Origin of the sequence: Sphingomonas piscis (assembly GCF_011300455.1) — a bacterium.
Taxonomy (GTDB): domain Bacteria; phylum Pseudomonadota; class Alphaproteobacteria; order Sphingomonadales; family Sphingomonadaceae; genus Sphingomicrobium; species Sphingomicrobium piscis.
The window spans coordinates 887,519-914,518 of the sequence record NZ_CP049869.1; the positions used below are offsets into that span (position 1 = coordinate 887,519).

Genomic DNA, 27,000 nt, shown 5'->3' on the forward strand with positions numbered 1-27,000 from the left:
AGCCCAATGCGCAAGAAAGGCGGTTACTGATGCTTCTCCAAGGCAAGGTCGCACTGGTCACCGGCTCCACCTCCGGCATCGGGTTCGCGATCGCCAGCGCGCTTGCCGGCGAGGGAGCGAGGGTGATGATCAACGGCTTCGGCGACCCGGACGAGATCGTCGGCATCTGCAAGGCGCTCGGCGCGCTTCACGACGGCGCCGACATGTCGAGCCCTCAAGACATCGAAGCGATGATCGCGCGCTGCACTGCCGAGCTCGGTGCTCCGGACATCCTCGTCAACAATGCCGGTGTGCAGCATGTGGCGCCGATTGCCGACTTCCCGCCCAACAAGTGGGATCAGATCATCGCCATAAACCTGTCCGCCGCCTTCCACACGACCCGCTTGGTCGTGCCCGCCATGCGTGAAAAGGGTTGGGGCCGGATCATCAATACGGCGTCGGCGCACAGCCTGGTCGCTTCACCCGGCAAGGCCGCTTATGTCGCCGCCAAGCATGCCGTTGCGGGCCTGACGAAGACGGTGGCGCTTGAGACCGCGCAGGACGGGATCACCGTCAACTGCATCTCGCCAGGCTACGTCTGGACCCCGTTGGTGGAGAAACAGATCCCGGACACGATGGCGGCACGCGGCCTGACGCGCGAGCAGGTGATGAACGATGTGCTGCTCGCCGCCCAGCCAACCAAAAGGTTTGTGACGGTGGAGGAAGTCGCCGCCCTTGCCTTGTTCCTGTGCCGGGACGAAGCGGCGTCGATCACCGGCGCCAATCTCAGCATGGACGGCGGCTGGACAGCTGCCTAAGCTCGGCACCATGCGCCGTCTCCTGCCCCTCGCCGCCTTTGCCGCCACAGCAGGCTGTACGGCGGCGACGACGACGGCCCCGCCACAGCCGGTCGCGAGCCCCTTGCCCGCTTGGCGCAGCACGGCCACGGAGGATGACAGGCTCCGCCTCCGGAACTGGCGAAGCAGCTTTTCGGCCGCGCTCGCCGCCGCCCGACGATCCGGTCACGGAGCGGCGATCGATCGCGAAGGTTCGCTTCTGCAGCCGGACTCCGCCCTCGGTGGCGGGCCGATCCCAGCCGGCGACTATCGCTGCCGCGTGATCAAGCTCGGTGCTCGCTCGCAAGGGCTGCTCGACTATGTCGCATACCCTTATTTTCGCTGCCGCGTGGGCGGATCGGGAACGCTTCAAAGCTTTTCCAAGCTGACCGGGTCGCAACGTGTCTACGGCCGCATCTATCCCGGCGACACGCTTCGCCAGGTGTTCCTCGGCACCCTTGTGCTCGGCGACGAGACGGCGGCGATGCGCTACGGTGCGGACCGGGAGCGGGATGTCGCTGGGCTTTTGGAGCGCATCGGTCCGGCGCGGTGGCGCATGGTCATGCCCCGCCCGCACTTTGAATCCCTGCTCGACGTTCTTGAGCTCGTTCCTGCCCAATGAGGTCCGCTTGCGCCGCTTCCTGCTCGGCCTGCTGGTCATGACCCTTCCGGCCGACCTCGATGCGGCAACACTGAAGCAGGCCATTGCCGCCGACTTGCCGCGATTGATGTCGCTCTACCGCGACCTCCATGCCCACCCGGAACTGTCGATGCAGGAGCATCGCACCGCAGCCAAGCTCGCCGCCGAGGCGCGCACCTTAGGGTTCGACGTAACGGAAAAAGTCGGCGGCACGGGCGTCGTCGCGGTGATGAAGAACGGCGCCGGCCCGGTGCTCCTGATCCGTGCCGATATGGACGCCCTGCCCCTTGAGGAGCAGACGGGCCTGCCATTCGCGTCCAAGGCGCGCGCAGTCGCCCATTCGGGCGTGGAAAGCGGCGTCATGCATGCGTGCGGTCACGACACGCACATGGCCGGCTGGATCGGCACGGCGCGGCGTCTCGCGGCCGCCAAGGAGCAGTGGTCCGGAACTTTGGTGATGATCCTGCAGCCGGGCGAAGAGACCGGCGAAGGCGCGCGGGCGATGCTCGACGACGGGCTCTACACCCGCTTCCCCAAGCCCCAATATGCCCTTGCCTTCCACGACGCGGCGACGTTGCCGGCGGGCGTGATCGGGATCACACCGGGCTATGCGCTCGCCAATGTCGATAGCGTCGACATATTGGTGCATGGCGTCGGCGGGCACGGCGCCTACCCGCACACCACCCGCGACCCGATCGTGCTTGCCGCCCGCATCGTCCTGACCCTGCAGACTTTGGTTAGCCGGGAGAACGACCCGGCGAACCCCGCAGTCGTCACGGTGGGCAGCTTCCATGCCGGCACCAAGCACAACATCATCTCCGACGAGGCGCGGCTCCAATTGACGGTGCGAAGCTACACGCCCGAAGTTCGCCAGATGCTGCTGGAAGGCGTGAAACGGATCGCGCGGGGCGAAGCGATCGCCGCCGGCATGCCCGACGACAAGATGCCGGAGGTCACCTGGCGCGACAACGAATATACCCCCGCCGCCTTCAACACGGAAAAGTTCAGCAGCCGCGCCCTTTCTCTGTTCGGCCAGCACTTCGGCGCCGAGTGGGTGACCAAGACCCCCGCCGTCATGGGGGGCGAGGATTTCAGCCGCTACCGGCTGGCGGACCCGTCGATTGAAAGCCTGATCTTTTGGGTCGGCGGAACGCCGCGCAAGCAATGGGATGCTGCCGGCGGCAACGCGCAGAAGCTGCCGTCCCTGCACAGCCCGTTCTGGGCGCCGGAGGCGGAGACGGTGATTGCCACCGCCACGGAGGCGCTCACCGTGGCGGCGCTGGACGTTCTGAAGAAGCAGTAGCGACCGCCGCGTAACGCGCGTTCACCACTTCTTTGTAAATTTTGCCGACAGTCCTCCTTATGTCGGCGAACCTTACAGCGGCTGCACCTTGGCGGCCCTGATCATCTTGTGGAGCCATGCGCTTGCAGCGGCCGCCTTTGCCGCGCTCATCCTGTGGCGCCTTGGTGTCGGCAGCGCAGGCCGTCAGCGCCTGCTGCTCGGCGCCTTGGCAATCACCGCCTGCTGGTGCTGGATTTCCGGCCTCTACGCCGGCTCGGCTCTCTCCTCTTATGCCGAGACGGCCCGAAACCTCATCTGGGTCAGCCTTCTCTACAGCCTGTCGGCGCGGTCGGACGAGCGGCAGCATGGCGCTCGACTGGTCTACGCCGCCGTCGCCGCCGTGTTCGGCTTCCAGTGCGTTGCCGATGCGCTCGTCCTCGTCACCCAGTCCCAAACGAGTTGGGAAACCGCCATCCTTCTGCGGATGACGGCGGCTGCGGGCGGGCTTGTCCTCGTTCACAACCTTTACGGCCAGGCCGCACCGACCAGCCGAACCAGTCTTCGTCCGATGATGCTCGGCCTTGCGCTGCTGTGGGCTTACGACCTCAACTTATACACCGTCTCTTACCTGAAATCGTCTCTGTCAGGCACATTGATCGAGTGGCGCGGTCTGGCTCTTGCGCTGACGTCGCCCTTGTTCGCGCTGGGCGCTCGCAATGAGGATGGGTCGCGGGTCCGGCTGTCGCGAGCCGCCACCTTCCAGTCGCTCTCCCTCCTCGCCATTTGCGCTTACTTTGCAGTCATGGCGGTTCTTGCCACCGCCACGCGCAATTCGGGCTTCGACCTTTCCGGCGCGCTTCTGATCGCCACGCTCGCCGCGCTGACGGTGGCCGGGATGGTTCTGCTACCCAGCGCCCGTGCGCGGAGCTGGGCCAAGGTGAAGATCGCCAAGCATCTGTTCGAGCATCGGTACGATTACCGGACGGAGTGGTTGCGCTTCACCGAAACGCTCGGCAGCGCCGGCCATGACGCGCCACGCATGGGCGAGCGCGTGGCACGGGCGCTGGCGGACATTTTGGAAGCTCCGGCGGCGCTGCTGCTTACCGCCGACGGGGCGGGAAATCTTGCGGGCAGCTCGTCCTGGCAGTGGGACGGTGCCACGCCGCCGCTTGCCGCCGGGCCCACCGGCGCGGGCTTCTGGGAACGGATGGAGTCCAGTGGGCGGATCGTCGAATTCGATGCACTCCGCGGCGGCTGGGCCGAGCCGCCGGAAAAGGCGCTGGCCACCCCGGCCTGGATCCTTGAAGACCGGTCGATCTGGGTCGGCGTGCCGCTGATCCACCATGGGAAACTTGCCGGTCTCGTTCTGCTCGCGGCGCCCGATTACCGGCGTCCCCTCGATTGGGAAGATTTCGATCTCCTGCGCACGGCGGGTAGACAGGCGGCAAGCTCGCTGGCCGAAGCGCATGGTCAGGAAGCCTTGTCGACGGCGCAGCGCTTCGAAGAATTCAATCGACGCTTCGCCTTCATCCTCCACGATGTGAAGAACCTCGTCAGCCAGTTGTCCCTGCTCACGCGCAACGCCGAACGCCATGCTGACAATGCGGAGTTCCGCGCCGACATGATTGCGACCCTGAAAAGCTCCGTCGGCAAGATGAACGATTTGCTTGCGCGACTGTCGCCTCAGGCCGGGCAGCGCCCCCTTCGGCCGGAACCGCAGCCGCTTGGTCCCGTGCTCACCGCCGCAATCGCCGCCAAACGGCGGGCCCACGACGTCCGCCTGCATGGCGACGGCAATGTTTGGGCACAAGTCGACGCGGCCGCGCTTGAGCAAGCGGTTGGCCACCTTCTTCAGAATGCGGTGGAGGCGAGCCCGCTCACCGAGCCTGTCAGCTTGCGTGTCACCGACCGCGGCGATGAGATTGAAGTCGCCATTACCGACAAGGGGTGCGGCATGGACGGCGACTTCATCCGCAACCGCTTGTTCAAGCCATTCGCCTCCACCAAGGCGAGCGGCTTCGGCATCGGAACGTTCGAAGCCCGCTCCCTCATCCTTGCGATGGGCGGACGGATCGCCGTCGACAGCCGCCCGGGCCAGGGCACCACCTTCGCCATTCTCCTTCCTGCCGCACCCGCAGCGGCCGAACCCGAACGGAAGATCGCATGACCGACACCAACCTCCCCGTGCTGCTCGTCGTTGAGGATGACGAGGGCCTGCAGCGTCAGCTCAAATGGGCCTACGAAGGATATCGCGTAGTGGCGGCCGGCGACCGGCAGAGCGCCATCGAGGCGCTTCGCCTTTACGAACCGGCCGTCGTGACCCTGGACCTTGGCCTCCCGCCCGATCCCGACGGCACGGATGAGGGCTTTGCGACCTTGTCGGAGATCCTTCGGCTGAAGCCCGACACCAAGGTCATTGTTGCGTCCGGGCACGGCGCCCGGGAAAGCGCGCTTAGGGCAATCTCGCTCGGCGCCTATGACTTCTACCGCAAGCCGCTCGACATCGACGAGCTCGGCCTCATCGTCGCCCGCGCCTTCCACCTCCACGGGATCGAGGCGGAGAACCGCCGGCATGAGGCCGGCGGCAGCACGGTGCTCGGCTCCATCATCAGCGCGGCGCCCGAGATGCAGAAGGTCGCGCGCACCATCGAACGCGTCGCCAACGCAGACGTCTCGGTGATGCTGCTGGGCGCCAGCGGCACCGGCAAGGAGTTGCTTGCCCGCGCCGTGCACGACCAAAGCAAGCGCAAGAACGGCGAGTTCGTCGCCATCAACTGCGCCGCCATTCCGGAAAACCTGCTGGAGGCGGAACTGTTCGGCTATGAGCGCGGCGCGTTCACCGGTGCCGTCAAGACCAACCCCGGGAAGATCGAGCAGGCACAAGGCGGCACCTTGTTCCTCGATGAGGTTGGCGACATTCCGCTGCCGCTGCAGGTCAAGCTGCTGCGCTTTCTTCAGGAGCGGGTGATCGAGCGCATCGGCGGTCGGCAGCCGATCGCGGTGGACACCCGCATCGTCTGCGCTACCCACCAGAACCTCGACGCCATGACGGCGGACGGCCGCTTCCGCGAGGACCTTTACTACCGCCTTGCGGAAATCGTGGTGAAGATCCCAGCGCTTGCCGAGCGGGCCGGCGATGCCGTCTTGCTTGCTCGCCATTTCGTGAACCGCTTCGCGCGCGAACTGAACAGCAAGGTGACCGGCCTATCCACAGATGCGGTGGCCGCGATCGACTCTCACAGCTGGCCCGGAAATGTCCGCGAGCTCGAGAATCGAATCAAGCGTGCCGTCATCATGGCCGACGGTAAGCAATTAACCGCCGACGACCTCGACCTCCAGGGACGCGCGCCGCAAGGCGAGGATGCGATCAACCTGCGTGCCGTTCGCGAGACGGCGGACCGCCGCGCGATCCGCCAGGCGATGAGCCGGACGGAGAATAACATCTCGGGCGCCGCCAAGCTTTTGGGGATCAGCCGGCCAACCCTTTACGACCTGCTGAAGCAGTATCAGCTGACAAGCTGATCCAGTTTGGCGGCCACGATTCAACTCACCGCAGCTACGACTCGTCTCATCGCAAGTATATGGAAAGCAAGCATTCAACTGGGTGACGGTAAGTGCACGTTTACCGATGCGCGAGAGCGTGGGGGTTTGACGGAGACGCTTTTCAGGTGAGGGCGATGCGCTTTTTCGCATTTCTGGGTCTATTGCTTGCGGTGTCGGCGCAGCCGGCACTGGCTGTCACATCGCCGGCACTTAAGCCGGTTGAGCAACAGCTGAGGGATTTGGTCCGGGCGCGCTCGGGCGATTACGGCATCGCCGCCTTGGACCTGACCACCGGCGAGACGCTGAGTGTGCGCGGGGATGAGCCCTTCCCGATGGCGAGCACGATGAAGATTGCCGTCGCTGCGCTTTACCTGTCGCAGGTTGAGCATGGCCGCAGGTCTCTCGACAACATCATCCAGGGCCAGTCCGCGCGCAGCCTGATGGCGTCAATGATCATCAAGAGCAACAATGCGGCCACGGACATCCTGCTGAACGATCTCGGCGGCCCGGACACGCTTCAGGATTGGATTGAGCAGCATCGCCTCAGCGGGATGCGGGTCGACCGCACCATTGCCCGGCTGCTCGCCGCAAAGCGCGACCTATACGACCTGCGCGACTCTTCGACGCCGATGGCGATGCTCAACATGCTAAGCAAGCTCGATAAGGGTGAGCTACTGCGCCCGGCCAACAAGCAATATCTGCTCGGCCTGATGGCCAAGTGCACCACGGGCAAGAACCGGATGCGCGCCTTGCTTCCGGCGGGCACCCGGGTGGAGCACAAAACTGGTACCCTGAACGGTCTGACTGCGGACGTCGGCTTCATCACTTTGCCGGATGGGCGGAGGATTGCCGTCGCTTTCTTTGCTCGCAATGGCAGCGATCGCCCGCGCACGATCGCGGAGGCCGCCTGGACCGTTTACTACGGCTTCCAAGCGCGCAACACGTTCCGGTTACAGGCAGCGTCGGCCCCGGTGACCGCAAAGCCTGCGAGTGTCAGCTACCAGCTCCAGCGCTAAGCGTTTCGGCCATTTCGGCCACTTCGAGCCATCGCTCTTCCGCTTCGTCCTTTTCGGACCGCAGCTTCGCAGACCGGGCGGTCAGATCACTGAACCGCTGGAAATCGCGCGTGTAGAGATCAGGGTCAGCCAGCGCCTGCTCGGTCGCGGCAATCTCCCGCTCGATCCGCTCGATCTCCCCAGGAAGCCGATCCAGATCGCGCTGGTCCTTGTACGACAACTTGTTACCAGGCGAAGGCCGAGGTCCAAGCGCGCTGGCAGGCGCTTTTCTTTCATCAGACGATCGGAGCGCCGCTTGCGCACCGCCCTGAGGCCCGACCTTCGACGAGGAACTGCCCCTGCGCCGGAGCCAATCCTCATAACCGCCGGCAACAATGTCGACCTTGCCTGATCCGTCCAGCCCCAGAGTCACTGTCACCGTCCGATCTAGGAAATCGCGATCGTGGCTGACGATCAGCACCGTGCCCTCGTAATCGGCGATCACCTCCTGCAAGAGGTCGAGCGTCTCGAGGTCGAGATCGTTTGTGGGCTCGTCCAGCACCAGCAGGTTCGCTTCCCGGGCGAACTCTCGCGCCAGCAGCAGCCGCGACCGCTCCCCGCCTGACAACGACCCAATCGGCGTTTCGGTCATCTCCGGGTTGAACAGAAACTCCTTGAGGTACCCCTTGATATGCTTCTTCTCGCCGCGAACGGTGATCCAGTCGCCGCCGTCCGCAAGCACGTCGCGAACCTTCTTACCCGGTTCCATCAGCTTGCGCTGCTGGTCGATCACGATGCCGGACAGCGTCTTCGCGAGGGTCACCCTGCCGCTGTCCGGCGCGATCTCACCCGTCAGGAGCTTGAGCAAGGTCGTCTTCCCCGCCCCGTTCGGACCGACCAGGCCGATCCGGTCGCCGCGCTGGATGCGCAGAGTGAAGTCGCGGATGATCGTCCGCTCGCCGAACACCTTGGAAACATTCTCGGCGTCGATCACGGTCTTCGTCCGGACATCGTCCCGCGCCAGCCCGAGCTTCGCTGTCCCCGGCCCGCCGATCATTGCCGCACGCTGCGCCCGCATCTCGTTGAGCTTGGCGAGCCGTCCCTGGTTCCGCCGGCGCCTCGCCGTCACGCCGCGCTGCAACCAGTGCAGCTCCAGCTTCAGCTTGGCCTCCAGCTTCTCGGCGGCGCGCGCCTCTTCCTCATAGACCTGCTCGGTCCAGGCCTCAAACCCGCCGAACCCGATCTCCGCCCGGCGAAGGTCGCCACGGTCGAGCCAGATGCAGCTGCGCGTCAGGCGGGTCAGGAAAGTGCGGTCATGGCTGATGACGATGAACGCGCCCTTGAAGCGTTTCAGCCAATCCTCGAGCCATTCGATGGCGCCAAGATCGAGATGGTTGGTCGGCTCGTCGAGCAGCAGCACGTCGGGATCCTGCGCAAGCGCCCGTGCGATCGCCGCCCGGCGCCGCTCACCGCCGCTCGCCGTCGCCACCGGCCGGTCGAGGTCGCCGCCGAGCTGATCGGCGATGGCCGCGACTTCATGCTCCGCCGGCGCATCGGCACCGCTTACGGCCCAATCGCGCAAGGTGACATGGCCCGACATGTCGGGATCCTGCTCCAGCAGCACCACCCGCGTGCCCGGAACGATGCTCCGCCGCCCTTCATCGGTCTCGATGAGGTCGGCCAGGCATTTCAGAAAGGTCGTTTTGCCCGCCCCGTTGCGACCGATCAGCGCCAGCCGGTCCCGCTCGCCGACGTAAACGTCGAGGCCGCGGAACAGCCAGCCGTCGCCTTGGACCAGGCCAAGGCATTCATAGGAGAGGATCGGAGCCGCCATCTTGCCGGGCGGCGCCTAGCGCAGCATGGTGGCGCAAGCCAAGCGGTCGATTCGAGCCGCCCGCCTGAACCCGGCGCTTCGTTGCCATTCATAAGGCATTCAATGCTTTACGCTTAGGAGGTGGTCTCAGGAATTATCGTCATGCGCCCGTTTCGTACCCTTCTCACCGCGGTTCTTGCCGCAGGTCTGCTCACCACGCCGGCGCTTGCGCAGCGAAAGCGGGAGCAGGATCGTGCCTTTGAAGGCGCACGTCGCGGCCGAGTCCTGCCGCTTCCCGAGCTTCGCGAGCGCGTCATGCCCATGGTCGGCCGCGACGCGACTCCGCTCAGCCCCGAAATCAGCGGCCGCACCTACCGCATGAAGTTCATGCGCGGCGGCCGGGTGATCTGGGTCGACGTCGACGCGGATACCGGCCGCGTCATCCGCCGTTCCGAATAGAGCCTAAAGTTCCCATCCCTTCCGATACTCACGCGTTAGATATTGGTTGGCGCCGAGTACGTTGGTGACTGCCACCGCCCTGCCGTCATAGGCGATCGGCTGGTCGGCCTTCATGGCAACCATCCCCAGCACCATCGTCTCATTGAGCGGCACCGCCATTTCGAACGGGTTGGAGATGCCCTCTTCGCCGCGGATTGCGCGGATCCAGTTCATCTCGTGCCCGCCGATGCCGCCTGAAATGCGCGGCAGGCTGACGGGGATCGCAGCTGCCTTGTCGGCAACGCCTTCCCCGAACAGGATCGGGTTTTCGCCATAGGTCTCGTGGATCAGGTAGCCGGTCTCCCCAACGAACATCACGCCGCCGCCCGGATCGAGCCGGCTTGAAGGGATGCCCTTGGGCGTCGGCGGCATCAGTCCGCCGTCGTACCAGATCATGGTAACCGGCCCGCCCGGCGCGTTCGCGAACTCATAATGGGTGACGCTTGCAAGCGGGTAGCTGGTCAGCACCTCTGGCCCGGCACGATCCCACGGGTTGGTGTCCCCGCCCCAGCGCGAATGGCGGCTTTCGATCCGAGTCGGCAGGCCGGGCTCCAGCGCCCAGACGGGGAAGTCGATCAGGTGCGCGCCCATGTCGCCCAGCGCGCCGACCCCGAAAGGCACCCAGCCGCGCCAGTTGAAATGGCCGTAATCGGGGTTGTAACCCCAATCGACGGACGCCGGACCGAGCCACATGTCCCAGTCGAGGCTTGCCGGCGTATCCACCGGATCCGGCTTGGCGATCCCCTGCGGCCACACGGGGCGGTTGGTCCAGACATGGACCTCCCGGACCCTGCCGATCACCCCGCCGCGGATCAGCTCCACAACGCGGCGCCCGTCATCGCCCGAGTGGCCCTGGTTACCCATTTGGGTCACCAACTTCGGGTTCTTGCGCGCGAGGTCGAGCAGCAGTCGCCCCTCGTGGACCGAATAGGCCATCGGCTTCTGAACGTAGACGTGGAGCCCGCGCTCCATCGCCATCTTGGCTGCGGCGGCGTGGTGATGGTCGGGGGTGGCGATGACCACGGCGTCGATGTCTTTCTGGGCATCGAACATGCGGCGATAGTCCGCATATTTCGCTGCCGCGTCATACTTGGCCTTCAGTGGGTCCCGCTCAGGATTCGGCTGTCCCTTGTCGTCCAGGAAAGCCCTGGCGACATGTTCGAAATCAACGTCGGCAAGCGCCACGATATTCTGGCTGACGAGATTATTGGCATTGTTGTTGCCCATCCCGCCGGCGCCGATGATGGCGACGTTCACCGTGTCGCTCGGCGCCAGCTTTCTTCGCTTGCCGCGCGGCGCCGCTTCGGCCGATGCCGACAATGCGGCGGCGCCAAGCGCTGCAGCCCCGGAAGCCACGAAGTCGCGTCGGCTGAAGTCCATATCGATCATGCGTTATGACTTTCGCTTGAGGTTCAGGCTGGCAAGGACCTGGTCGAGGTGGGCAAGGGCTTCGGCGCTCGGGCCGGGGTAATCACCCTCCAGCGGCACGTTGCCGATGTAGCCGAGCTCCTCAATGCCGGGCTCGCTGGTGTAATAAGCCCCTGCCGTCAGGAACTTCATCTTGTCGAGAAAGGCCTTCCCCTTGGGGTCGGCTGCGGCGGCGGCGGTCAGGATTGCGCCGCGCTGTGCCTCGCCGAGCTGAGCATAGCCGCGGCCATGCTGCCTCCGCGCCTCACGCTCGACCCATGCGAAGCCGGCGAGTAAGGTGGCGCGGTCCGCCTGCTGATCCGGATATGGGGCGCTGACCCATTCGTTGACGAAATGGTGGATACCGATCGTGCTCGGCGCCGGCCACTGACCCTCGGCCGGCAGGATGGTGTCGCACAGTGCCGCCGCCGTATCCAGCTGTGCCGCCGTCAGCGTCTTGGGCCAGGGAACGACCGGCTCCAGCATAGTCGGATCGGTGCCGTAGCCCGGTGCCGTTACCGGCGGCACCGTGACGGACGGCCAGTCGCCGCCCGTCGTCGGCGGCGCAGCATAGGCACCGTTCAGCGGCACGCTTCCCGCCGCGATCGCACCCGCAAGCCATTGCAGCGTCACTCGCCGGTCGATCTCAGGCCCGCTCACAGTTCACCCCTCTTGCGGCGGCGAAGCAGCTCGACGCTTCCGCGCCACGCCAGTGCCATGATGCTGAGGGTGGGGTTCTTGTCGGGATTGGACGGCAGCACCGACCCGTCCATCAGGTACAGACCCGGCACGTCCCACGCCCGGCCGAAGCTGTCCACGACGGAGTTCTTGGGATCGCCACCCATTCGCGCGGTGCCGACCTCGTGGATCATCTCGCCGCCCGCGCTGATCTTCACCGGACCCGACGCATCGGCGGCGTCATACTTCGCCCCGATGCGATCGAAGATCTCGACCATCGTCTTGCGCATATGCTCGGCCTGGCGAATTTCCGGCTCACCCCACTTCCAGTGGAAGCGAAGCACGGGAATTCCGAACTTGTCCTTGGCGCTCGGGTCCAGCTCGCAATAACAATCCTTGTTGGGGATCATCTCGCCGCGCCCGGCAAAGCCGATGCCGCTGCCGAAGGTCCGCCGCATATGGTTGCGCAGCCCCTTGCCGAACCCTTCGAAGCCGAGCGCATTCCAGCCATGGCCCATGCCCGGATGCTTGCCCCAGTCACCCCAGACTTCGAGATGATACCCGCGCGGGAACCCCAATTCCTTATGCTTTTCGTCTTGCCACCAAGGCATGTAGACATGGGCGAAGGAGACGCCGTCCTCATTGTACATCGGCCGCCCCTCGAGCGCGGGAACCTTGGCGCCCATGCCGAACCCAACCGTGTCCATCAGGTTCATGCCGACCTGCCCGCTCGAATTGGCGAGGCCGTCCGGTGAACGGCTTTTCGAATTGAGCAGGATACGCGCAGTCTCGCAGGCGCTGGCGGCAAGCACCACGGCGCCCGCTTGCGCTTCCTTCCACTGGCCGGTTTTCTTGTCGACGTAGCGGATGCCGGTCGCTTTCCCGGTTTTGTCGGTAAGCACTTCGGCGACCATCGCGTCGGTCGTCACTGTCACGTTGCCGGTCTTGAGCGCGGGCGGCAGAAGCACTGTGACCGCCTGAAAGTTGGCCTTGATGGAACAGCCGCGGTCGCACGGCGACGCGTAGAAACAGGGGTCGCGGCCGTCGATCGGACGAGTGATGATGGCGCGTGGCGGAGCGATGCATGGAATTCCCATCTCATCGCAGGCCGCCTTCAGCAGCAGTTCCGGCACCCGTGGCACCGGTGGCGGCTGGCGGATTCCGGGCGGCGAATGCGGCACGTTCGGCAAGTCGATATTCTCGCCGATCACGCCCATCAGTTTCTCAGAACGGTCGTACCAGGGTTTCAGGTCGTCGTAGCCGATCGGCCAGTCCACCCCCATGCCATCACGGCTGTATGGCTTGAAATCGAGCGGCCCGAAGCGCGGCACGTGGCGCGCCCAATGGTTGGTCCGCCCGCCAAGCATCCGCGATCGCCACCACATGAACTGGCTTCCCTCGGCCACCGTGTAGGGCTCGCCCGGAACTTGCCAGCCGCCGTCCACCGTCGCGTCATAATAGCCGAACGGCTTGTCCGGGGTGCTGACCGCACGCAGCGGCGCCTCCCGATCCCAGTTCATCATGGGAGTCTCGGCCTCGGGATCGTAGTGGCGACCTGCTTCGTAGATGTGCACCTTCACGCCCGCACGGCCGAGCGCATAGGCGGCCATGCTGCCGCCGACGCCTGAGCCGACGACGATCACGTCCGGCTGGTTAGTTGCCATCCTCTCCCCTCATGCGGACGTCATTGCGCCGCTTGATCGCCGGCCTCCCTGACCAGGCTTTCGCTGTAGAGCACGAGCAACTGCACGTCGGCAATAGACTGGGATGAGGGTGTGCGGATTCTCGCCGGCAGGTGAAAAAAGTCCAATCCCAGCGGAGCGAGCTGACCTAATTTCGGTCTCCTTCGAAGCGCTTCCCTTCCCATCCGGCGCCTCGTTGCGGAGAGACTGGTTTGCACGATCGTTTGGCTCTGGATGCGTTCCTCCGACCGCTCGGCACCCGTCTCTCCGCGCTTTTCGCCTTCGTTCCGTCCATCTTCATCGTTGGCCGCAATGCCGCTGCCCTACACGCCTGACGGCCGCTATTTCATCCACCGCAGCAAGGCGGGGCCGAGGCTATGGCGCGCGGCCAATCCGAATCTGGACGAGAAGCAGCGGATGCGGATCGCGCGTGACCTGATGCGCGCGCGCCGGCTGATCAAAACCGCCAAGGGCAATGAGGAAGTGCTCGACGCCATTCGGGCGCAAGTGGATCGGGCGAAGCAGGCGCTTGGCGAACGCGGTCCCGCATGGTGGACCGACAAGGCACCGGACTATGACCGGTCACTGGTCAAGAACACACCCTACGCCGCCTGGTGGGAGGAGTGGCAGCGAAGCCGCCCTAGCACGTAGCCGCTCGCCTGCAGCCGAGGCCGCGAGCTGCCGTTTGACGGCGGCCGAATTTTGCGCGAGCCTGTTGCTCATGATGATCATCGCCATCGCGCTCGCCGCCGCCGCTCAACAGCCCAAACCCGAAGAGACGGAGCAGTGGACCCCTGTCCCGCCGATCGTCACGCCGGGACCGGTCACCTCGCCGGCGCCGCCGTCCGATGCCGTCGTGCTGTTGGGTAGTGGCACCGATCTCAAGGAATGGGCGTCGATGGACGGCAAAGCCGCTGCCTGGACCTTAAATCGCGACGGCAGCGTCACCGTCAAGAAGGGCACCGGCAACATTCAGACGCGGCGCAGCTTCACTAACTATCAGCTGCATCTGGAATGGCGCGTGCCGGTGGGCATCAAGGGCGAAGGCCAGGGCCGCGGCAATAGCGGGTTGTTCCTGGCGTCCACCGGAGCCGGTGACAGCGGCTATGAGCTGCAGATCGTCGACAGTTTCAACAACAAGACCTACGTCAACGGCCAAGCCGCCAGCATCTACAAGCAGTCGCCGCCGCTCGCCAACGCGATGCGCGCGCCCGGGCAGTGGCAGACCTATGACGTGATCTGGCATGCGCCGGTCTTCAATGCCGACGGCAGCGTCAAGTCGCAGGCCAGAGTCACCGCCTTTCACAACGGCGTGCTGGTGCAGGACGATTATCATGTAACCGGTGAGACGGCTTATATCGGCAAGCCGCAGTACGAGGCGCACGGCCCGTCACCGATCAAGCTGCAGGATCATGGCGACCCCAGCCAGCCGATCAGCTTCCGCAACATCTGGGTGCGCGAGCTTCCCTAGCCCTCCTACACGGCCGGTCGCGTGCTTGGCTCCGTGCGGCCGGCCGAGATTGCGTTGCCCCGAGCTTAAGTTCGCACCTCGTGCGCCAAAACCTGGGACGATCGACAACTTAAGCGCGTCTCAGCGCACCAGCCGATAGCTGACGAAGGCAATGCTTTTGCCGTCGGGAGACCAGCTCGGCACGTTGATTGTCCCCTGCCCGCCGAACAGCCGGGTCAGCACCTTGGGCGGCGCGCTGCCGTCAGCCGGCATGATCCGCAGCAGGACGTCGCGGTTCGGTGGATGGTCGCCCAGCGCTACATCGAGCCCGAAGGAGATAAAGGCGACCCACTTGCCGTCCGGTGACAGGTGCGGGAACCAGTCGCGGAAGTTAGGGTCGGTCGTCACCTGCACGGGGTTCGAACCGTCGGCATTGGCGCGCCAGATCTGCATCGCCCCGGTGCGTGTCGAGTTGAACCAAAGCGACTTGCCGTCCGGCGACCATTCCGGCCCGTCGTTGGTGCCCGGTCCGGCGAGCAGCACGCGATCCTTGGTGCTGCCGATGTCGCGGCCCCAGATCTCATATTTGCCGTTGGTGGTGTGGACGTAAACATACGCCAACGTCTTCCCGTCGGGCGACCAGCCGTGCCAGTAGGACCGCGCGTCAGGATGGCTGACCCGAAGCACCGGTCTGTCCGACCCGCCGACCGGCAGCGTATAGATGCGCGACAGATTGTCGGGCTGGCTCTGGTCGGAAATGACGAGCTGGGTGCCGTCGGGCGACAGGCCGTGGTCGTTGTTGTTCTTCAGCTGCTTGCCGGTGTTGACCTGCACCGGCTGGCCGCCGTCGACCGCGATGCGCCAGATCTTGCCTTCGGCATTGTAGATCAGCGACTTGCCGTCCCGGCTCCAGTTCGGCGCTTCGATCTTGCCGGGGAAGTGGCGGACGACCCGGCGGCTCTGGACGCCGTCGACCTCCATCACCTCCAGGCTGGCCTCGACCCTCGCCGGGTAACCGGTGTCGGACACGTAGGCGAGCTTGGGAACGGCGATCTGCACGTTGGCAAAGTTGGCGGTCTCCACCACCGTGTCGTTATGCGCGGAAAGAGCCAGTCCGACGAGGTAGGGCGCCTGAAACGGGATCCGGAAGTTGCCGCCGGCATGGGCGAGCTTGCCGCCGTAGGGCGCGACCGAGAACCAGACGTAATCGCCTTCGCGCTCCAGTCGGATGCGTGCGCTGCTGGTTTTGAGCGCCGAGATGATCTGCCGCGTCGGGCCGTCCTGCACCTCGCGATATTGCATGGCGATCAGGCCGTCGCCGTGGACCATCACGTCGGCATACGGCGAGCCGGGCGTCTTGTTCTGGCGGATCATCACACCCGCCTTGCGATGCGGATCGGTGCCCTTGCCCTCAAACGACACGTCGGCGGAAATGTGGATGTCGCCCGTCCGCTCGGTCCAGGCATATTGGAAAGCGTCAGCTTCGCCCCAGATGTTGGCGCCGCTGGCAGTCAGGCGATAGCCCTTAGCGGCGAAGGCAGTCGTTCCTTTCACCGAGGTTTTGCCGATGTCGGCGCTCTGGTCGAAGATCCCGACCTTGGCCGCCGCTGGCGATGCGGCGAGCAACGCGCCGAGCGCCGCCACTAAGATGCCCCTCATCCTCTCTCCCCTTTTCCTGGAAATGAGTGTGCGGCGAGTTCGGCTAAGGCGCAAGCGGGCTTGCGCGAGTTCGCGCGGCAGCGCATTCCCAGGGAAAACAGGAGGGATGCATGACCGAGGAGATCGACCGTCGGACCACTTTGGCGGGGCTTGGAGCGATCGGCCTGACCGCCGCTGCCTGCGGATCTGCGCAGGTTCCGCCGGGCGGCGGACGCAAGCTCGGCTATGCCATTGTTGGGCTGGGCAGTTATGCGACGCGCCAGATCATGCCGCGCTTCAAGGATTGTCGTTTCTCACGGCTCACGGCGCTTGTCAGCGGCACGCCGTCCAAGCTTGAGCAATATGGCGAGGAATACGGCATCCCCGGACGCAACCGCTACAGCTACGCCAACTTCGACAGCATCCGGTCTAACCCGGACGTCGACATCGTCTACATCATCCTGCCCAACAGCATGCATGCCGAATATACGGTGCGCGCGGCCCGAGCCGGCAAGCATGTGATGTGCGAAAAGCCCATGGCGGTGAGCTCGGCCGAATGTCAGCAGATGATCGCCGCCTGCCGACAGGCAAACCGTAAGCTGATGATCGGCTATCGAAGCCGCTTTCAGCCGCACAATATCGAAGCGATCAGGCTGGCCCGGAGCCGCGCCGTCGGCAAGCCGGGCCTCATCGAATCCGAACATGGCTTCACAATCGGCGACCCGACCCAGTGGCGGTTGAAGCGTGCATTGTCGGGCGGCGGGTCGTTGATGGATATCGGCATCTACAGCGTCCAGGCGCTGCGCTACATGGCGGGCGAGGAGCCGGTGTCGGTGTCCTCGACCGAGTTCACCGACCGACGCGACGTCCGCTTCCGCGATTGCGAGGACCGGATCGCCTTCAACTTCCTCTTCCCCTCGGGTCTGATCGGCCAGGGATTCTCCTCCTACAACAGCAACCACAATCATCTCCGGCTTTCCGGAGACAAGGGCTGGATCGATCTCGATCCGGCCACCAGCTACGGCGGGCAGAAGATGCGGGTGCGGATCGGAAGCGACGAACGGGAGGTCGATCCGCCCGCCGGGCCGGGCGCCAACCAATTCGCCGCTCAGCTCGATCACCTTTCCCAATGCGTCCTCACCAACAGGGAGCCGATCGTGAACGGTGAAGAGGGTCTTCGCGACCTCAGGGTCATGGAGGCGATCTATCGCTCCATGAAGGAAGGCCGCACCATTCGCCTGTGAGCGCTTGCCGCGGGCAAAAGCTTCGCTAACAAGGTGAAAAGCCTTGGGAGAGGGAAACATGGTTGATTTGAGCCGCCGGCGTCTTTTGGCTGGTGCGGGGCTGCTGTCGGCGGGAGCATTGCTGCCCGGCTGCATGACGGCGCCGGCAGGCGGAAGTGGACGCATCCCGCCGGGCATTCAGTTGTGGACGGTCAAGGAAGAGGTCGCAAAGGACCTCGACGGCACGTTGCGGGCCCTTCGTACCATCGGGTTCAAGCGGGTCGAGGGCGCCGGTTGGCATGGTCGCACGCCGGCCCAGTTCCGCAAGTCGCTGGACGATGCCGGCCTGACGATGACCTCGGCGCACTACGGCCTCAAGGATCTGATCGACGACGCCGAAGGCAAGCTCGCCTTCGCCCGCGACGTTGGCGTTCCCTACGTGGTCGCCTCGTCGCCTGCCCCGCGCACGGCGCTCGACCTTAGCAAGCCGTGGCCGGTCGCGGTGGCTGAGGCGATGACGCCGGCCGACTGGCAGTCCAACGCCGAGGCGATGAACCGCATCGGCGCCCGCGCCCGGGAGATGGGCATGCGGTTCGGCTACCACAATCACAATGCCGAGCTGGTCGGCGAACTCGGCCGCACACCGCTCGACGAGATCGTGCGCCTGACCGACCCGGCCAATGTGGTGCTGGAACTCGACATCGGCTGGGTTGCCTCGGCCGGGTGGGATCCCCTCACCATCATCGCCCGCCACGCGCCGCGCATCCACCTGCTGCACATCAAGGACATTAAGACTAGCGAGCGGGCGCCCGGCAAGATGGTCGCCGACCCGAGCAGCACCGTACTTGGTCAGGGCACGATCGACTGGCCGGCCGTGTTCCGCGCCGTTCGTGGCTCGCCGATCCACAGCTATTTCTACGAGCAGGAAGACCCGTTCACGGAGCCGCCCTTGCAGGCGGCGGCCAAGAGCCTGGCCTACCTGCGCAGCATCAGCATTTAAGGTACCCGCATGCTTGTGAAGGATCCTATTCGGTACGCCATGATCGGCGGCGGCGAAGGCGCGTTCATCGGCCCGGTCCACCGCACCGCGGCAGCCATCGCCGGCAATTGCCAGTTGGTCGCAGGCGCGCTCAGCAGCGATCCCGAGCGGGCGCGCCGTTCGGGCGAGGCGATCGGCCTTGCGCCGGATCGCAGCTACACCAGCATCGCCGACCTGATCGCGGGCGAAAAGGCCCGTCCCGACGGCGCGGAATTTATCGCCATCGTCACGCCCAACCACGTCCATGCGCCGGCGGCGATCGCGGCGCTTGAAGCCGGCTTTCCGGTGCTTTGCGACAAGCCGCTGACCGACACGTTGCAGGCTGCGTTCGACATTGAGGCTGCAGCGCAGCGTACCGGCGGCATGCTGGGCGTTACCCACACCTACAACGCTTATCCGATGGCACGTCAGGCGCGGGAGCTGATCACCGGCGGCAAATATGGTGCGGTGCGCCGCGTCGCCGTGAAATACACCCAAGGCTGGCTCGCCAAGGCGGAGGACGGCGTCGGCAAGCAGGCCGAATGGCGCACCGATCCCAAGCGCTCAGGTCTTGCCGGCGCCTTCGGAGACATTGGTACCCACGCCTTCAACCTCGTCGAGTTCATGACCGGAGAGACGGTGACAAAGCTCGCCGCCGAACTGCGGGCTGCGGTCGAGGGCCGCCAGCTCGACGACGACGGAATGGCGATGTTCCACCTCCATGGCGGCGGACGCGGCACCCTGGTGGCGAGCCAGGTCTGCACCGGGGATGCCAACGGCTTGGCCATCTCGATCTGGTGCGAGGATGCAGGTTTCCACTGGGACCAGGAGCATCCCAACCACCTGCGCGTGAACCCGCGTGGGCAGCCGGAGCAGACCTGGACGCCGGGCGTCGACCGAAAATATCTGGGCGAACCGGCGATGATCGTCACCCGCACGCCGTCGGGCCATCCGGAAGGCTATCTCGAAGCCTTCGCCAACATCTACCACGACTTTGCCAAGGCCGTGCGCGGCGAGACGCTCGCCCACCCCGCCTTCACCGACCTTGCCGACGCGATGCGCGGCATGAAGTTCATCCAGGCCGCCCACGACAGCAGCGCCCAGGGCGCGGCGTGGGTCGACATCGACGGAGTTACAGCATGAAGGGTCCCGCCATCTTCCTCGCCCAGTTTGCGGGCGATCAGGAGCCGTTCAACAGCTTGCCGAGCATGGCCAAGTGGGCGGCCGAGCTCGGCTACAAGGGCATCCAGATCCCGACATGGGACGGGCGTCTGTTCGACCTGAAAAAGGCCGCGGAGAGCCAGGATTATTGCGACGAGGTGCAAGGCATCTGCCGTGAGGCCGGAGTCGAGGTGACGGAACTGTCGACCCACCTTCAGGGACAGCTGGTTGCCGTTCACCCGGCTTATGACGAATTGTTCGATGCCTTTGCGGCGCCCGAAGTGCAGGGCAAGCCCAAGGAGCGGACAGAGTGGGCGATCGATCAGGTCAAGATGGCCGCGCGCGCCAGCCGTCGCCTTGACCTCAACGCCCATGCGACCTTCTCCGGTGCCCTCCTTTGGCACACAGTCTACCCGTGGCCTCAGCGTCCGGCCGGCCTGGTCGACGAAGGCTTTGCCGAGCTTGCTCGCCGCTGGACACCGATCCTCGATGTGTTTGAGGAGAATGGCGTCGATGCGGCTTACGAGCTTCATCCCGGCGAGGATCTGCACGACGGCGTCACCTTTGAGCGCTTCCTGGAGTCGGTCGGCAATCACCCGCGTGCCAACATCCTCTACGATCCGAGCCATTTCGTGCTGCAGCAGCTCGACTACCTGCAGTTCATCGATTTCTACCACGAGCGGATCAAATGCTTCCACGTCAAGGACGCGGAGTTCCGCCCATCGGGCAAAGCTGGCGTCTACGGCAGCTATTCGGGCTGGCAGGAGCGGCCCGGCCGCTTCCGTTCGCTCGGCGACGGTGAGATCGACTTCGGCGGCATCTTCTCCAAGTTCACGCAGTACGGCTACGAAGGCTGGGCAGTGCTGGAGTGGGAATGCGCGCTGAAGCATCCCGAGCAGGGTGCCGCAGAAGGCGCGCCGTTCATCGAGGCGCACATGATCCGCAAGGCCGAGAAAGCATTCGACGATTTCGCCGGCGCCGGTCTAGACCATGAAAAAATCAAGCGCGTCCTCGGGCTCGCTCAATAACAGCAAGATAGGGAGGGGACACTCATGGACCGGCAGTACGATAACCGCCGCACGATCTACTGGATCTGCGTGCTGGCACTGTTCATCGCCGCATTCGCCAACTCGGTTCGTGCCGGCGCGGCAGGCGCGATGAAGGCGGCCCTGCTCGATCCGATCGACGCCCAGCATTCGGGCGAGATGATCGGCACCGTGCTCGGCAATTCCTTCCTCGGCTTCGCGATCAGCCTGCTGGTGATCAGTCCCCTGCTCGACCGCATCGGCGCGAAGCGCATCGTTCTGTTCGCCGCCGCCTGCTTCATCGTCGGGCCGGCGCTGGTGCTTCTGGCCGGCTCTTCGGGGTCGTCGGTGGTGCTCCTGCTCAACGTCGCCATGGTGATCTGGGGCTTTGGCTGGGGAGCGACGGAGGCGTCGATCAACCCAGTCATCGCCAGCGCGTACTCAGAGGAAAAGACCGGCAAGCTCAATGCGCTGCACGCCTGGTGGCCGGCCGGCCTGATCGTCGGCGGTCTCCTCTCGGTATTGTTCTTCAAGTCGCTGAACCTGCCGTGGCAGGCGCTCGTCGGCTTGTGCATCGTGCCGGCGGTTGCGCTTGCGGTCTGGGCGTCGCGTCACACCTTCCCCGTCACGGAAAGCACCGTCGCGGGCGTCAGCTTCGGCGACATGATGGCCGAACCGTTCAAGCGCCCGGGCTTCTGGGTGTTCTTTTTCATCATGTTTCTGGTGGCCTCGAGCGAGCTTGCACCGGGCGCATGGGTCGATGTCAGCCTCAGCAACACGGTCGGCATGTCGGGCATCCTAGTGCTGGTCTACGTGTCTGCCATCATGTTCGTCATGCGGCACTTCGCGGGCGCGCTTGCCCACCGTTTTTCTGACATGGGCCTGCTGCTGATGTGCACCGTTCCCGCAGCGATCGGCCTCTACATGCTGAGCCAGGCAAACTCGCCGGTCACGGCGCTGGTGGCGGCGACGGTCTGGGCATTCGGCGTCTGCTTTATGTGGCCGACGATGCTCGCCGCCGTGTCGCGGCGCTACCCGCGCTCGGGCTCCTGGGGTATCGGCTTGCTCGGCTTCGCTGGCGCGCTCGCCATCTACTTCGTGCTGCCGCAGCTCGGAGCGATCTACGACCGGGCCAAGCTGGAAGCGGCCGGCGGCGATGCGGCGTTCGCGTCTCTTCAAGCAGGACCGGAAATGCAGCGGGTGCTCGCTTATGCTGCGGAGCAGAGCTTCCAGGCCATTGCCGTAATTCCCGTGATCCTGTTCTTCATCTTCGGCGCCGTCTGGCTGGTAGAACGGCGGAAGCGCGGAAACGACGACGGGACGTCGATCGGAACACCGCTCTGACGATCGCGACCATTAAACTAGGATAATTCTCGGTAACTCGGCCATGGCTCGCGCATTAAAGCAGCCATGGCCCGTTATTTTTTCGACCTGAAGAACGATGTCGATGTCCGCGACGAGGAAGGTCGGGAGCTTGCCGGCCTCGATGAGGTTCGGACGGCCGCGGTCGCGGAAGCACGAGAGATGATGACCGAAAGCGTGCTTTCGGGTCACCTAAACCTCGATCATTTCATCCAGGTCCGCGATGAAGGCGGCACCGTGGTTTTGGTGATGCGGTTTGCCGAAGCCGTCGATGTTACCTCACGTGATGAACACATAGATTAGGACCCTCTTCGTACACCTGTGATAAGCCGAGCAACTTCAAACAGTTAAATGACGCCATGTCTCGCTTCTGATAAGGAAGGGACATCGCCAGGCAGATAACCGGGCTCTGGCGACTGAGAGAGGCTGCGCGCTCCCGCCCCCAATCATGTCGCGGGAGACTATAGTTGACGCCCCCCAGGACTCCTTCCGAACCTAGCCTGCAGCCGCTGCTGAGGAAGCTGGGCTACTGGCAGCCGCTGTCGCCCGAAGATCGCAAAGGCTATCCTTGATCTTCCGCACACGGTCCGGCGCTGCGAACCGGGCAATTACATCATCCGGGAGCATGACCGGGCGGAGAACGCCTGTGTGATCCTTTCGGGCTTCGCGATCCGCCATAAAATCGTCGGCGGCGGCCATCGGCAAATCCTGTCCATCCACATGAGGGGCGAAGCGGTCGACCTGCAGAACACGTTGCTGCGCACGTCCGACCATAGCGTCCAGATGCTGTCGCGCGGGGATGTCGCGTTGATCGCGCGTTCAAAGATCGAGCAGCTCGCCTTCGAACGGCCGGCGGTTGGCAAGGCGATGTGGATCGATACGCTGGTGGACGCCTCCATTCACCGGGAATGGGTCGCCAACATCGGCCGCCGCGACGCAAAGACCCGCATTGCGCACCTGCTTTGCGAATTATCGCTGCGCCTGAAGGTCGCCGGCCTTGGCGATCAGGACAATTACGAGATGCCGCTGACGCAGGAGCAGCTTGCCGATGCGACCGGCTTGACGCCTGTCCACGTCAACCGCAGCATCAAATATCTTGAGGCCGAAGGATTGATCGAACGCATAAGCCCGCGGTCGATCACTATCGGCGACTGGCGCAAGCTTGCCGACTTCGGCGACTTCAACAGCCAGTATCTGCACCTTCAGGATGGCGAGCCGGCACTGGCCTAAAGGGCAGCTTTTCGCCAAAAATTATCACTGTTTACTGGAACAGTTCCTGGCGCTTAACATTGGTGAAGGAACCCTCACGCGAGGCAAGTTAGTCCAGCGCATCACTAGTACGCGATGAGTGCCCCGTTGAGCGAACCCTCCTTGCTGACACCGCTGCTTCAAAGGTGGGGTCGCGCAGTCCAACTGACCAACGAAGACAAGCAGGCCATCATGGCCCTGCCGAGCACGCGCCGCATCTTCGAGCGCGATACCTACATCGTCCGGGAAGGCGAACCCCCTAACAACTGCAACCTGATCCTGCGCGGTTTCGCTTTCCGGCAGAAGCTGGTGAGCAACGGCGCCCGGCAGATCATCTCCCTGCACATTCCCGGCGAGTTCGTCGATCTTCAGAACATCCTGTTCGATGTTGCCGACGACAGCGTGCAGAGCCTCGGCCGTTCGGAAGTCGCGGTGGTGCCGAAGGCGGCGCTGACCGACCTGTTCGCGGCCAACCCGAACATCCGGCGCGCGGCGTGGCTCGACACGCTGGTGGATGCATCGGTGTTCCGGGAGTGGGTCGTGAACCTTGGCCGGCGGGACGCGCGCGGCCGTATCGCCCACCTTCTGTGCGAGCTGATGGCGCGGCTGAAGGCCTCCGGCCTGATGGACAGCCCCGTCTGCGACTTCCCGCTGACTCAGGAACAGATCGCCGACGCGACTGGCCTGACGCCCGTCCACACCAACCGGACTTTGCAGATGCTGCGCAGAGACGGGCTGATCAACCTGTCGTCAAGCAAGCTGACGATCCTGGACTGGAAGAAGCTGGCCGACATCGGCGACTTCAACGATCGCTACCTTCACCACGCGGGCTGATCCGTCCTAGCGGACGGCTCTCGCCGCGCTTATGAGCGATCCGATGCGCGGCCAGCCAGCCAGATTCGCCTTCGCCGCGATCCTGTTCGCGCTGACCGTGCGCCTGATGGTGCCCACGGGCTGGATGCCCGCCCCCGAAGGTGGGTTCAACATCGTGCCCTGCATCGCGGCAGCGCCGGCGCCTGCAGCCAAACACGGCCACGGCGGGCATGATGACCATGGCAAGAACCACGACAGCAGCAAGGAACACGGCAAGAGCGCCGACTGTGTTTTCGCGCCGCTGCTGGCAAGCGCGATGCTGCCGGACCTTGCGGTGCCCACAACGCCTTTCCTGTCCGTGCGGACGGTACCGGTTCCCGCCCCTCGGGGCGCGGCCAACCTGCCGACCGGTCCGCCGGCCCTTCCTCCACCCTCCACGGGACCGCCAGCCCTCGCCTGATCCGCACCATTCGCGACTTAATCAGGTGACCAAATATGCAGATGATTCATGCGCCCATGACGGCGCAGGAACCGGCGATCGTCGTCGTCGGCTCCCGTGAGGACGCTCATCAGGCGCCCAACACCACTGAAAGCAAGACTGCCGAAGAGCTTCGGCAGACGACCAATGTCCGCAACACGGAAGATGCGCTCCGCTACTTCCCCAGCCTGCTCGTCAGAAAGCGCCACATCGGCGACACGCAAGCGCCGCTCGCGACCCGCACCTCCGGCGTCGGCGCCAGTGCCCGCAGCCTGATCTATTCGGACGGCGTGCTGCTGTCGGCCTTGATCGGTAACAACAACAGCTTCGCCTCGCCGCGCTGGGGGATGGTGTCGCCCGAAGAGATCGACCGCGTCGACGTGCTCTACGGGCCCTTTTCGGCGCGCTACCCCGGCAATGCGATCGGCGGAGTGGTCGAGATCAGCACCCGCATGCCCGGCCATTTGCAGGGCAGTGTCACCGTCGCCGGCAACCGCCAGCACTTCGACCAATATGGCACGGACGGGAATTACCCTGCTTACCAAATTGCGGGGACGGTCGGCGACAAGGCTGGCCCGTTGTCGTGGTTCCTGTCGGCCAACCATGTCGACAGTAAAAGCCAGCCGCTCGCCTATATCACCGTCGCCCAATCGCCGACGAGTGCGACTCCAGGCCGTGCGGTCACCGGTGCCTTTGATCGTCTGAGCCGCACCGGATCGCCGATCTTCGTTATCGGCGCCGGTGGGTTCGAGCGCCAGCGGCAGGATAATTTTAAGGCCAAGATGGCGCTGGACCTGGCGAGCGGCTTCAAGGTCCGTTGGCAGTCCGCCGTGTTCCTCAACGACACGAACTCCCACGCGCGGACCTATCTGACGGACGCCGGCGGCAATGACGTACTCTCGGGCGTTGTGAACATTGGCGGTCGCAACATCTCGATCCCGGCCACGGCATTCTCCAACCAGGTCTACCGCTTCGATGAGCGGCATTGGATGCATTCCGCCAGCATCGAGCAGGCCGCGCCGGGCTTCTTTTGGTCGTTGACAGGGTCGATCTACGATTATGGCAAAAGCGAGCAGCGCATTGTTGGCTCGGCGGCAGCAATCGGCACCAATGGAGCGGGGTCGGTCGTGCGGATGAACGGCACCGGCTGGCGAACCCTGGACCTTCACGGTTACGCGCACGCGACCGGTGCCCATCAGGTGCATGTCGGCGCGCACTATGACGGCTTCACGCTGAAGAATGCTCGGTTCGCGACGGCCGACTGGAAGTCCGGCGAGCGCGGCGCGCTCACCCAATTGTCCAGGGGGCACACCCGGACCTTCGCGATCTGGGCCGAAGACCAATGGAGCCTCGCGCCGAGCCTGATGGCAACCATCGGTGCGCGCTACGAATGGTGGAAGGCGTATGGCGGACGCAACTTCAGCATGGCCCCGGTGCTGGCGGTCGAGCAGCCGGAAGTGATCTCCAGCGGGCTCTCGCCCAAGGCTTCGCTTCGGTGGCAAGGGACAAGAGGCTGGTCCGCGACGCTGTCGGCCGCACGCGCCATTCGCTTTCCTACGGTCAGCGAACTGTATCAGGCGATTGCGACCGGGCCGACGATCACCGTTCCCAACCCGAACCTCCGGCCGGAAAAGGCGAACTCCGCCGAACTGGCGGTCGAGCACCGGAGCAATGGTGGGCACATCCGGCTCTCGCTGTTCCGAGAAGTAGTGCGCGATGCCCTGTTGTCGCAGAGCGCGCCGCTGCCCGGGTCGACGCAATTGTTCAACTATGTCCAGAATGTCGGGAAGACGCGCACCAATGGGCTGGAAGCATCGTTCGAACGGCGCGATCTGCTGCCTCGGTTCGACGTCTCGGGCAGCTTCACCTTAACCGATCCGACGATCGTGTCCGACCCTGCGTTCAGGGCCGCGGAGGGCAAGAACATCCCGCAAGTGCCGCGCCGCAAGGCAACCCTGGTCGGAACCTGGCGCGCCACGAACGCGGCATCATTCACGCTCGCCGGACGCTACGCCAGCCGTTCCTATGGGACGATAGACAACAGCGACGTGGTCGCCCACACCTATCAAGGTTTCGAGCCCTATCTGGTGCTGGACGCGCGGGCGGTGGTGAAGCTTCCCCGCAACCTTCAGTTCGCGGTCGGCGCGGAGAATTTCACCGACAAGCGCTACTTCCTGTTCCATCCCTTCCCGGGGCGGACGCTGACGGCGGAGGTGGGCTGGAGGTTCTGA

The 27,000-nt window shown here is 64.7% G+C and carries 24 protein-coding genes; 19 read left to right on the forward strand and 5 right to left on the reverse strand.

Annotated elements, in window-relative coordinates:
- The first annotated feature begins 29 nt into the window (after positions 1 to 29).
- From G7077_RS04405 to G7077_RS04430, 6 genes are all read left to right on the forward strand, one after another.
- The gene (locus tag G7077_RS04405) at positions 30 to 797 is read left to right on the forward strand and encodes a 3-hydroxybutyrate dehydrogenase (RefSeq protein ID WP_166410653.1); all 768 of its coding nucleotides are present in this window, start codon (positions 30 to 32) and stop codon (positions 795 to 797) included.
- 10 nt (positions 798 to 807) lie between these two features.
- The gene (locus G7077_RS04410) at positions 808 to 1,437 is read left to right on the forward strand and encodes a DUF4893 domain-containing protein (RefSeq protein WP_166410654.1); all 630 of its coding nucleotides are present in this window, start codon (positions 808 to 810) and stop codon (positions 1,435 to 1,437) included.
- Positions 1,438 to 1,474: 37 nt separating this feature from the next.
- Entirely contained in the window at positions 1,475 to 2,758 is a 1,284-nt protein-coding gene (locus tag G7077_RS04415; protein ID WP_166412320.1) for an amidohydrolase, read from the forward strand.
- A gap of 88 nt (positions 2,759 to 2,846) precedes the next feature.
- The gene (gene prsK / locus G7077_RS04420) at positions 2,847 to 4,904 is read left to right on the forward strand and encodes an XrtA/PEP-CTERM system histidine kinase PrsK (protein ID WP_166410655.1); all 2,058 of its coding nucleotides are present in this window, start codon (positions 2,847 to 2,849) and stop codon (positions 4,902 to 4,904) included.
- Positions 4,901 to 6,259: a PEP-CTERM-box response regulator transcription factor gene (prsR, locus tag G7077_RS04425; protein ID WP_166410656.1), complete on the forward strand. Its 1,359-nt coding sequence runs from the start codon at positions 4,901 to 4,903 to the stop codon at positions 6,257 to 6,259. Before prsK ends, prsR begins: the two co-directional genes overlap by 4 nt.
- A gap of 155 nt (positions 6,260 to 6,414) precedes the next feature.
- A complete protein-coding gene (locus tag G7077_RS04430) occupies positions 6,415 to 7,296 on the forward strand; it encodes a serine hydrolase (protein WP_246167384.1) in 882 nt (293 codons plus the stop codon).
- On the opposite strand, the gene G7077_RS04435 is transcribed toward G7077_RS04430, so the two are convergent.
- Positions 7,274 to 9,109 (reverse strand): ABC-F family ATP-binding cassette domain-containing protein, encoded by a 1,836-nt coding sequence (locus tag G7077_RS04435; protein ID WP_166410657.1) that lies wholly within the window; start codon positions 9,107 to 9,109, stop codon positions 7,274 to 7,276. The genes G7077_RS04430 and G7077_RS04435 overlap by 23 nt on opposite strands.
- A gap of 141 nt (positions 9,110 to 9,250) precedes the next feature.
- Here G7077_RS04435 and G7077_RS04440 point away from each other — a divergent pair, with 141 nt between their 5' ends.
- A complete protein-coding gene (locus tag G7077_RS04440; RefSeq protein WP_166410658.1) occupies positions 9,251 to 9,547 on the forward strand; it encodes a PepSY domain-containing protein in 297 nt (98 codons plus the stop codon).
- Positions 9,548 to 9,550: 3 nt separating this feature from the next.
- Here G7077_RS04440 and G7077_RS04445 read toward each other — a convergent pair whose 3' ends face one another.
- From G7077_RS04445 to G7077_RS04455, 3 genes are read right to left on the reverse strand one after another with little or no spacing between them, the layout of a single operon-like run.
- A complete protein-coding gene (locus tag G7077_RS04445) occupies positions 9,551 to 10,975 on the reverse strand; it encodes a Gfo/Idh/MocA family protein (RefSeq protein WP_166410659.1) in 1,425 nt (474 codons plus the stop codon).
- A gap of 3 nt (positions 10,976 to 10,978) precedes the next feature.
- Positions 10,979 to 11,653 carry a gluconate 2-dehydrogenase subunit 3 family protein gene (locus tag G7077_RS04450; protein ID WP_166410660.1) on the reverse strand — a complete coding sequence of 225 codons (675 nt, stop codon included), beginning with the start codon at positions 11,651 to 11,653 and terminating at the stop codon, positions 10,979 to 10,981.
- Positions 11,650 to 13,335 carry a GMC family oxidoreductase gene (locus G7077_RS04455; protein ID WP_166410661.1) on the reverse strand — a complete coding sequence of 562 codons (1,686 nt, stop codon included), beginning with the start codon at positions 13,333 to 13,335 and terminating at the stop codon, positions 11,650 to 11,652. Before G7077_RS04455 ends, G7077_RS04450 begins: the two co-directional genes overlap by 4 nt.
- A 252-nt stretch (positions 13,336 to 13,587) precedes the next feature.
- On the opposite strand from G7077_RS04455, the gene G7077_RS04460 reads away from it, so the two are divergent.
- Entirely contained in the window at positions 13,588 to 14,004 is a 417-nt protein-coding gene (locus G7077_RS04460; RefSeq protein ID WP_246167385.1) for a hypothetical protein, read from the forward strand.
- A gap of 70 nt (positions 14,005 to 14,074) precedes the next feature.
- Positions 14,075 to 14,824 carry a 3-keto-disaccharide hydrolase gene (locus G7077_RS04465; RefSeq protein ID WP_246167386.1) on the forward strand — a complete coding sequence of 250 codons (750 nt, stop codon included), beginning with the start codon at positions 14,075 to 14,077 and terminating at the stop codon, positions 14,822 to 14,824.
- A 120-nt stretch (positions 14,825 to 14,944) separates the two neighbouring features.
- On the opposite strand, the gene G7077_RS04470 is transcribed toward G7077_RS04465, so the two are convergent.
- Positions 14,945 to 16,462: a TolB family protein gene (locus G7077_RS04470; RefSeq protein WP_166410662.1), complete on the reverse strand. Its 1,518-nt coding sequence runs from the start codon at positions 16,460 to 16,462 to the stop codon at positions 14,945 to 14,947.
- Between the two features lie 110 nt (positions 16,463 to 16,572).
- Between G7077_RS04470 and G7077_RS04475 the strand changes: the two genes are divergently transcribed.
- From G7077_RS04475 to G7077_RS04520, 10 genes are all read left to right on the forward strand, one after another.
- Positions 16,573 to 17,685: a Gfo/Idh/MocA family protein gene (locus G7077_RS04475; RefSeq protein ID WP_166410663.1), complete on the forward strand. Its 1,113-nt coding sequence runs from the start codon at positions 16,573 to 16,575 to the stop codon at positions 17,683 to 17,685.
- Between the two features lie 58 nt (positions 17,686 to 17,743).
- Positions 17,744 to 18,664, forward strand: coding sequence for a sugar phosphate isomerase/epimerase family protein (locus G7077_RS04480; protein WP_166410664.1), 921 nt, complete (start codon positions 17,744 to 17,746; stop codon positions 18,662 to 18,664).
- A 9-nt stretch (positions 18,665 to 18,673) separates the two neighbouring features.
- Complete coding sequence (locus G7077_RS04485) at positions 18,674 to 19,825, forward strand: Gfo/Idh/MocA family protein (RefSeq protein WP_166410665.1); 1,152 nt, start codon at positions 18,674 to 18,676, stop codon at positions 19,823 to 19,825.
- The gene (locus G7077_RS04490) at positions 19,822 to 20,871 is read left to right on the forward strand and encodes a sugar phosphate isomerase/epimerase family protein (protein WP_166410666.1); all 1,050 of its coding nucleotides are present in this window, start codon (positions 19,822 to 19,824) and stop codon (positions 20,869 to 20,871) included. Before G7077_RS04485 ends, G7077_RS04490 begins: the two co-directional genes overlap by 4 nt.
- A gap of 24 nt (positions 20,872 to 20,895) precedes the next feature.
- Entirely contained in the window at positions 20,896 to 22,212 is a 1,317-nt protein-coding gene (locus G7077_RS04495) for an MFS transporter (protein ID WP_166410667.1), read from the forward strand.
- A 66-nt stretch (positions 22,213 to 22,278) separates the two neighbouring features.
- Entirely contained in the window at positions 22,279 to 22,533 is a 255-nt protein-coding gene (locus tag G7077_RS04500; RefSeq protein ID WP_166410668.1) for a DUF6894 family protein, read from the forward strand.
- Between the two features lie 345 nt (positions 22,534 to 22,878).
- Positions 22,879 to 23,460, forward strand: a complete 582-nt coding sequence (locus G7077_RS04505; protein ID WP_246167387.1) for a Crp/Fnr family transcriptional regulator — start codon at positions 22,879 to 22,881, stop codon at positions 23,458 to 23,460.
- A gap of 210 nt (positions 23,461 to 23,670) precedes the next feature.
- The gene (locus G7077_RS04510; protein ID WP_166410669.1) at positions 23,671 to 24,312 is read left to right on the forward strand and encodes a Crp/Fnr family transcriptional regulator; all 642 of its coding nucleotides are present in this window, start codon (positions 23,671 to 23,673) and stop codon (positions 24,310 to 24,312) included.
- A gap of 43 nt (positions 24,313 to 24,355) precedes the next feature.
- Positions 24,356 to 24,751, forward strand: coding sequence for a hypothetical protein (locus tag G7077_RS04515; RefSeq protein ID WP_166410670.1), 396 nt, complete (start codon positions 24,356 to 24,358; stop codon positions 24,749 to 24,751).
- A 35-nt stretch (positions 24,752 to 24,786) separates the two neighbouring features.
- Positions 24,787 to 27,000, forward strand: a complete 2,214-nt coding sequence (locus G7077_RS04520; protein WP_166410671.1) for a TonB-dependent receptor — start codon at positions 24,787 to 24,789, stop codon at positions 26,998 to 27,000.

What these genes read in the sequence shown, in the direction of transcription:
- G7077_RS04405 (WP_166410653.1), top strand. Translation starts at nt 30, where the DNA reads ATGCTTCTCCAAGGCAAGGTCGCACTGGTCACCGGCTCCACCTCCGGC.
- G7077_RS04410 (WP_166410654.1), top strand. Translation starts at nt 808, where the DNA reads ATGCGCCGTCTCCTGCCCCTCGCCGCCTTTGCCGCCACAGCAGGCTGT.
- G7077_RS04415 (WP_166412320.1), top strand. Translation starts at nt 1,475, where the DNA reads ATGACCCTTCCGGCCGACCTCGATGCGGCAACACTGAAGCAGGCCATT.
- prsR (WP_166410656.1), top strand. Translation starts at nt 4,901, where the DNA reads ATGACCGACACCAACCTCCCCGTGCTGCTCGTCGTTGAGGATGACGAG.
- G7077_RS04430 (WP_246167384.1), top strand. Translation starts at nt 6,415, where the DNA reads ATGCGCTTTTTCGCATTTCTGGGTCTATTGCTTGCGGTGTCGGCGCAG.
- G7077_RS04435 (WP_166410657.1), bottom strand. Translation starts at nt 9,109, where the DNA reads ATGGCGGCTCCGATCCTCTCCTATGAATGCCTTGGCCTGGTCCAAGGC.
- G7077_RS04440 (WP_166410658.1), top strand. Translation starts at nt 9,251, where the DNA reads ATGCGCCCGTTTCGTACCCTTCTCACCGCGGTTCTTGCCGCAGGTCTG.
- G7077_RS04445 (WP_166410659.1), bottom strand. Translation starts at nt 10,975, where the DNA reads ATGATCGATATGGACTTCAGCCGACGCGACTTCGTGGCTTCCGGGGCT.
- G7077_RS04455 (WP_166410661.1), bottom strand. Translation starts at nt 13,335, where the DNA reads ATGGCAACTAACCAGCCGGACGTGATCGTCGTCGGCTCAGGCGTCGGC.
- G7077_RS04460 (WP_246167385.1), top strand. Translation starts at nt 13,588, where the DNA reads ATGCGTTCCTCCGACCGCTCGGCACCCGTCTCTCCGCGCTTTTCGCCT.
- G7077_RS04465 (WP_246167386.1), top strand. Translation starts at nt 14,075, where the DNA reads ATGATGATCATCGCCATCGCGCTCGCCGCCGCCGCTCAACAGCCCAAA.
- G7077_RS04470 (WP_166410662.1), bottom strand. Translation starts at nt 16,462, where the DNA reads ATGAGGGGCATCTTAGTGGCGGCGCTCGGCGCGTTGCTCGCCGCATCG.
- G7077_RS04475 (WP_166410663.1), top strand. Translation starts at nt 16,573, where the DNA reads ATGACCGAGGAGATCGACCGTCGGACCACTTTGGCGGGGCTTGGAGCG.
- G7077_RS04480 (WP_166410664.1), top strand. Translation starts at nt 17,744, where the DNA reads ATGGTTGATTTGAGCCGCCGGCGTCTTTTGGCTGGTGCGGGGCTGCTG.
- G7077_RS04485 (WP_166410665.1), top strand. Translation starts at nt 18,674, where the DNA reads ATGCTTGTGAAGGATCCTATTCGGTACGCCATGATCGGCGGCGGCGAA.
- G7077_RS04490 (WP_166410666.1), top strand. Translation starts at nt 19,822, where the DNA reads ATGAAGGGTCCCGCCATCTTCCTCGCCCAGTTTGCGGGCGATCAGGAG.
- G7077_RS04495 (WP_166410667.1), top strand. Translation starts at nt 20,896, where the DNA reads ATGGACCGGCAGTACGATAACCGCCGCACGATCTACTGGATCTGCGTG.
- G7077_RS04500 (WP_166410668.1), top strand. Translation starts at nt 22,279, where the DNA reads ATGGCCCGTTATTTTTTCGACCTGAAGAACGATGTCGATGTCCGCGAC.
- G7077_RS04510 (WP_166410669.1), top strand. Translation starts at nt 23,671, where the DNA reads ATGGCCCTGCCGAGCACGCGCCGCATCTTCGAGCGCGATACCTACATC.
- G7077_RS04515 (WP_166410670.1), top strand. Translation starts at nt 24,356, where the DNA reads ATGCGCGGCCAGCCAGCCAGATTCGCCTTCGCCGCGATCCTGTTCGCG.
- G7077_RS04520 (WP_166410671.1), top strand. Translation starts at nt 24,787, where the DNA reads ATGCAGATGATTCATGCGCCCATGACGGCGCAGGAACCGGCGATCGTC.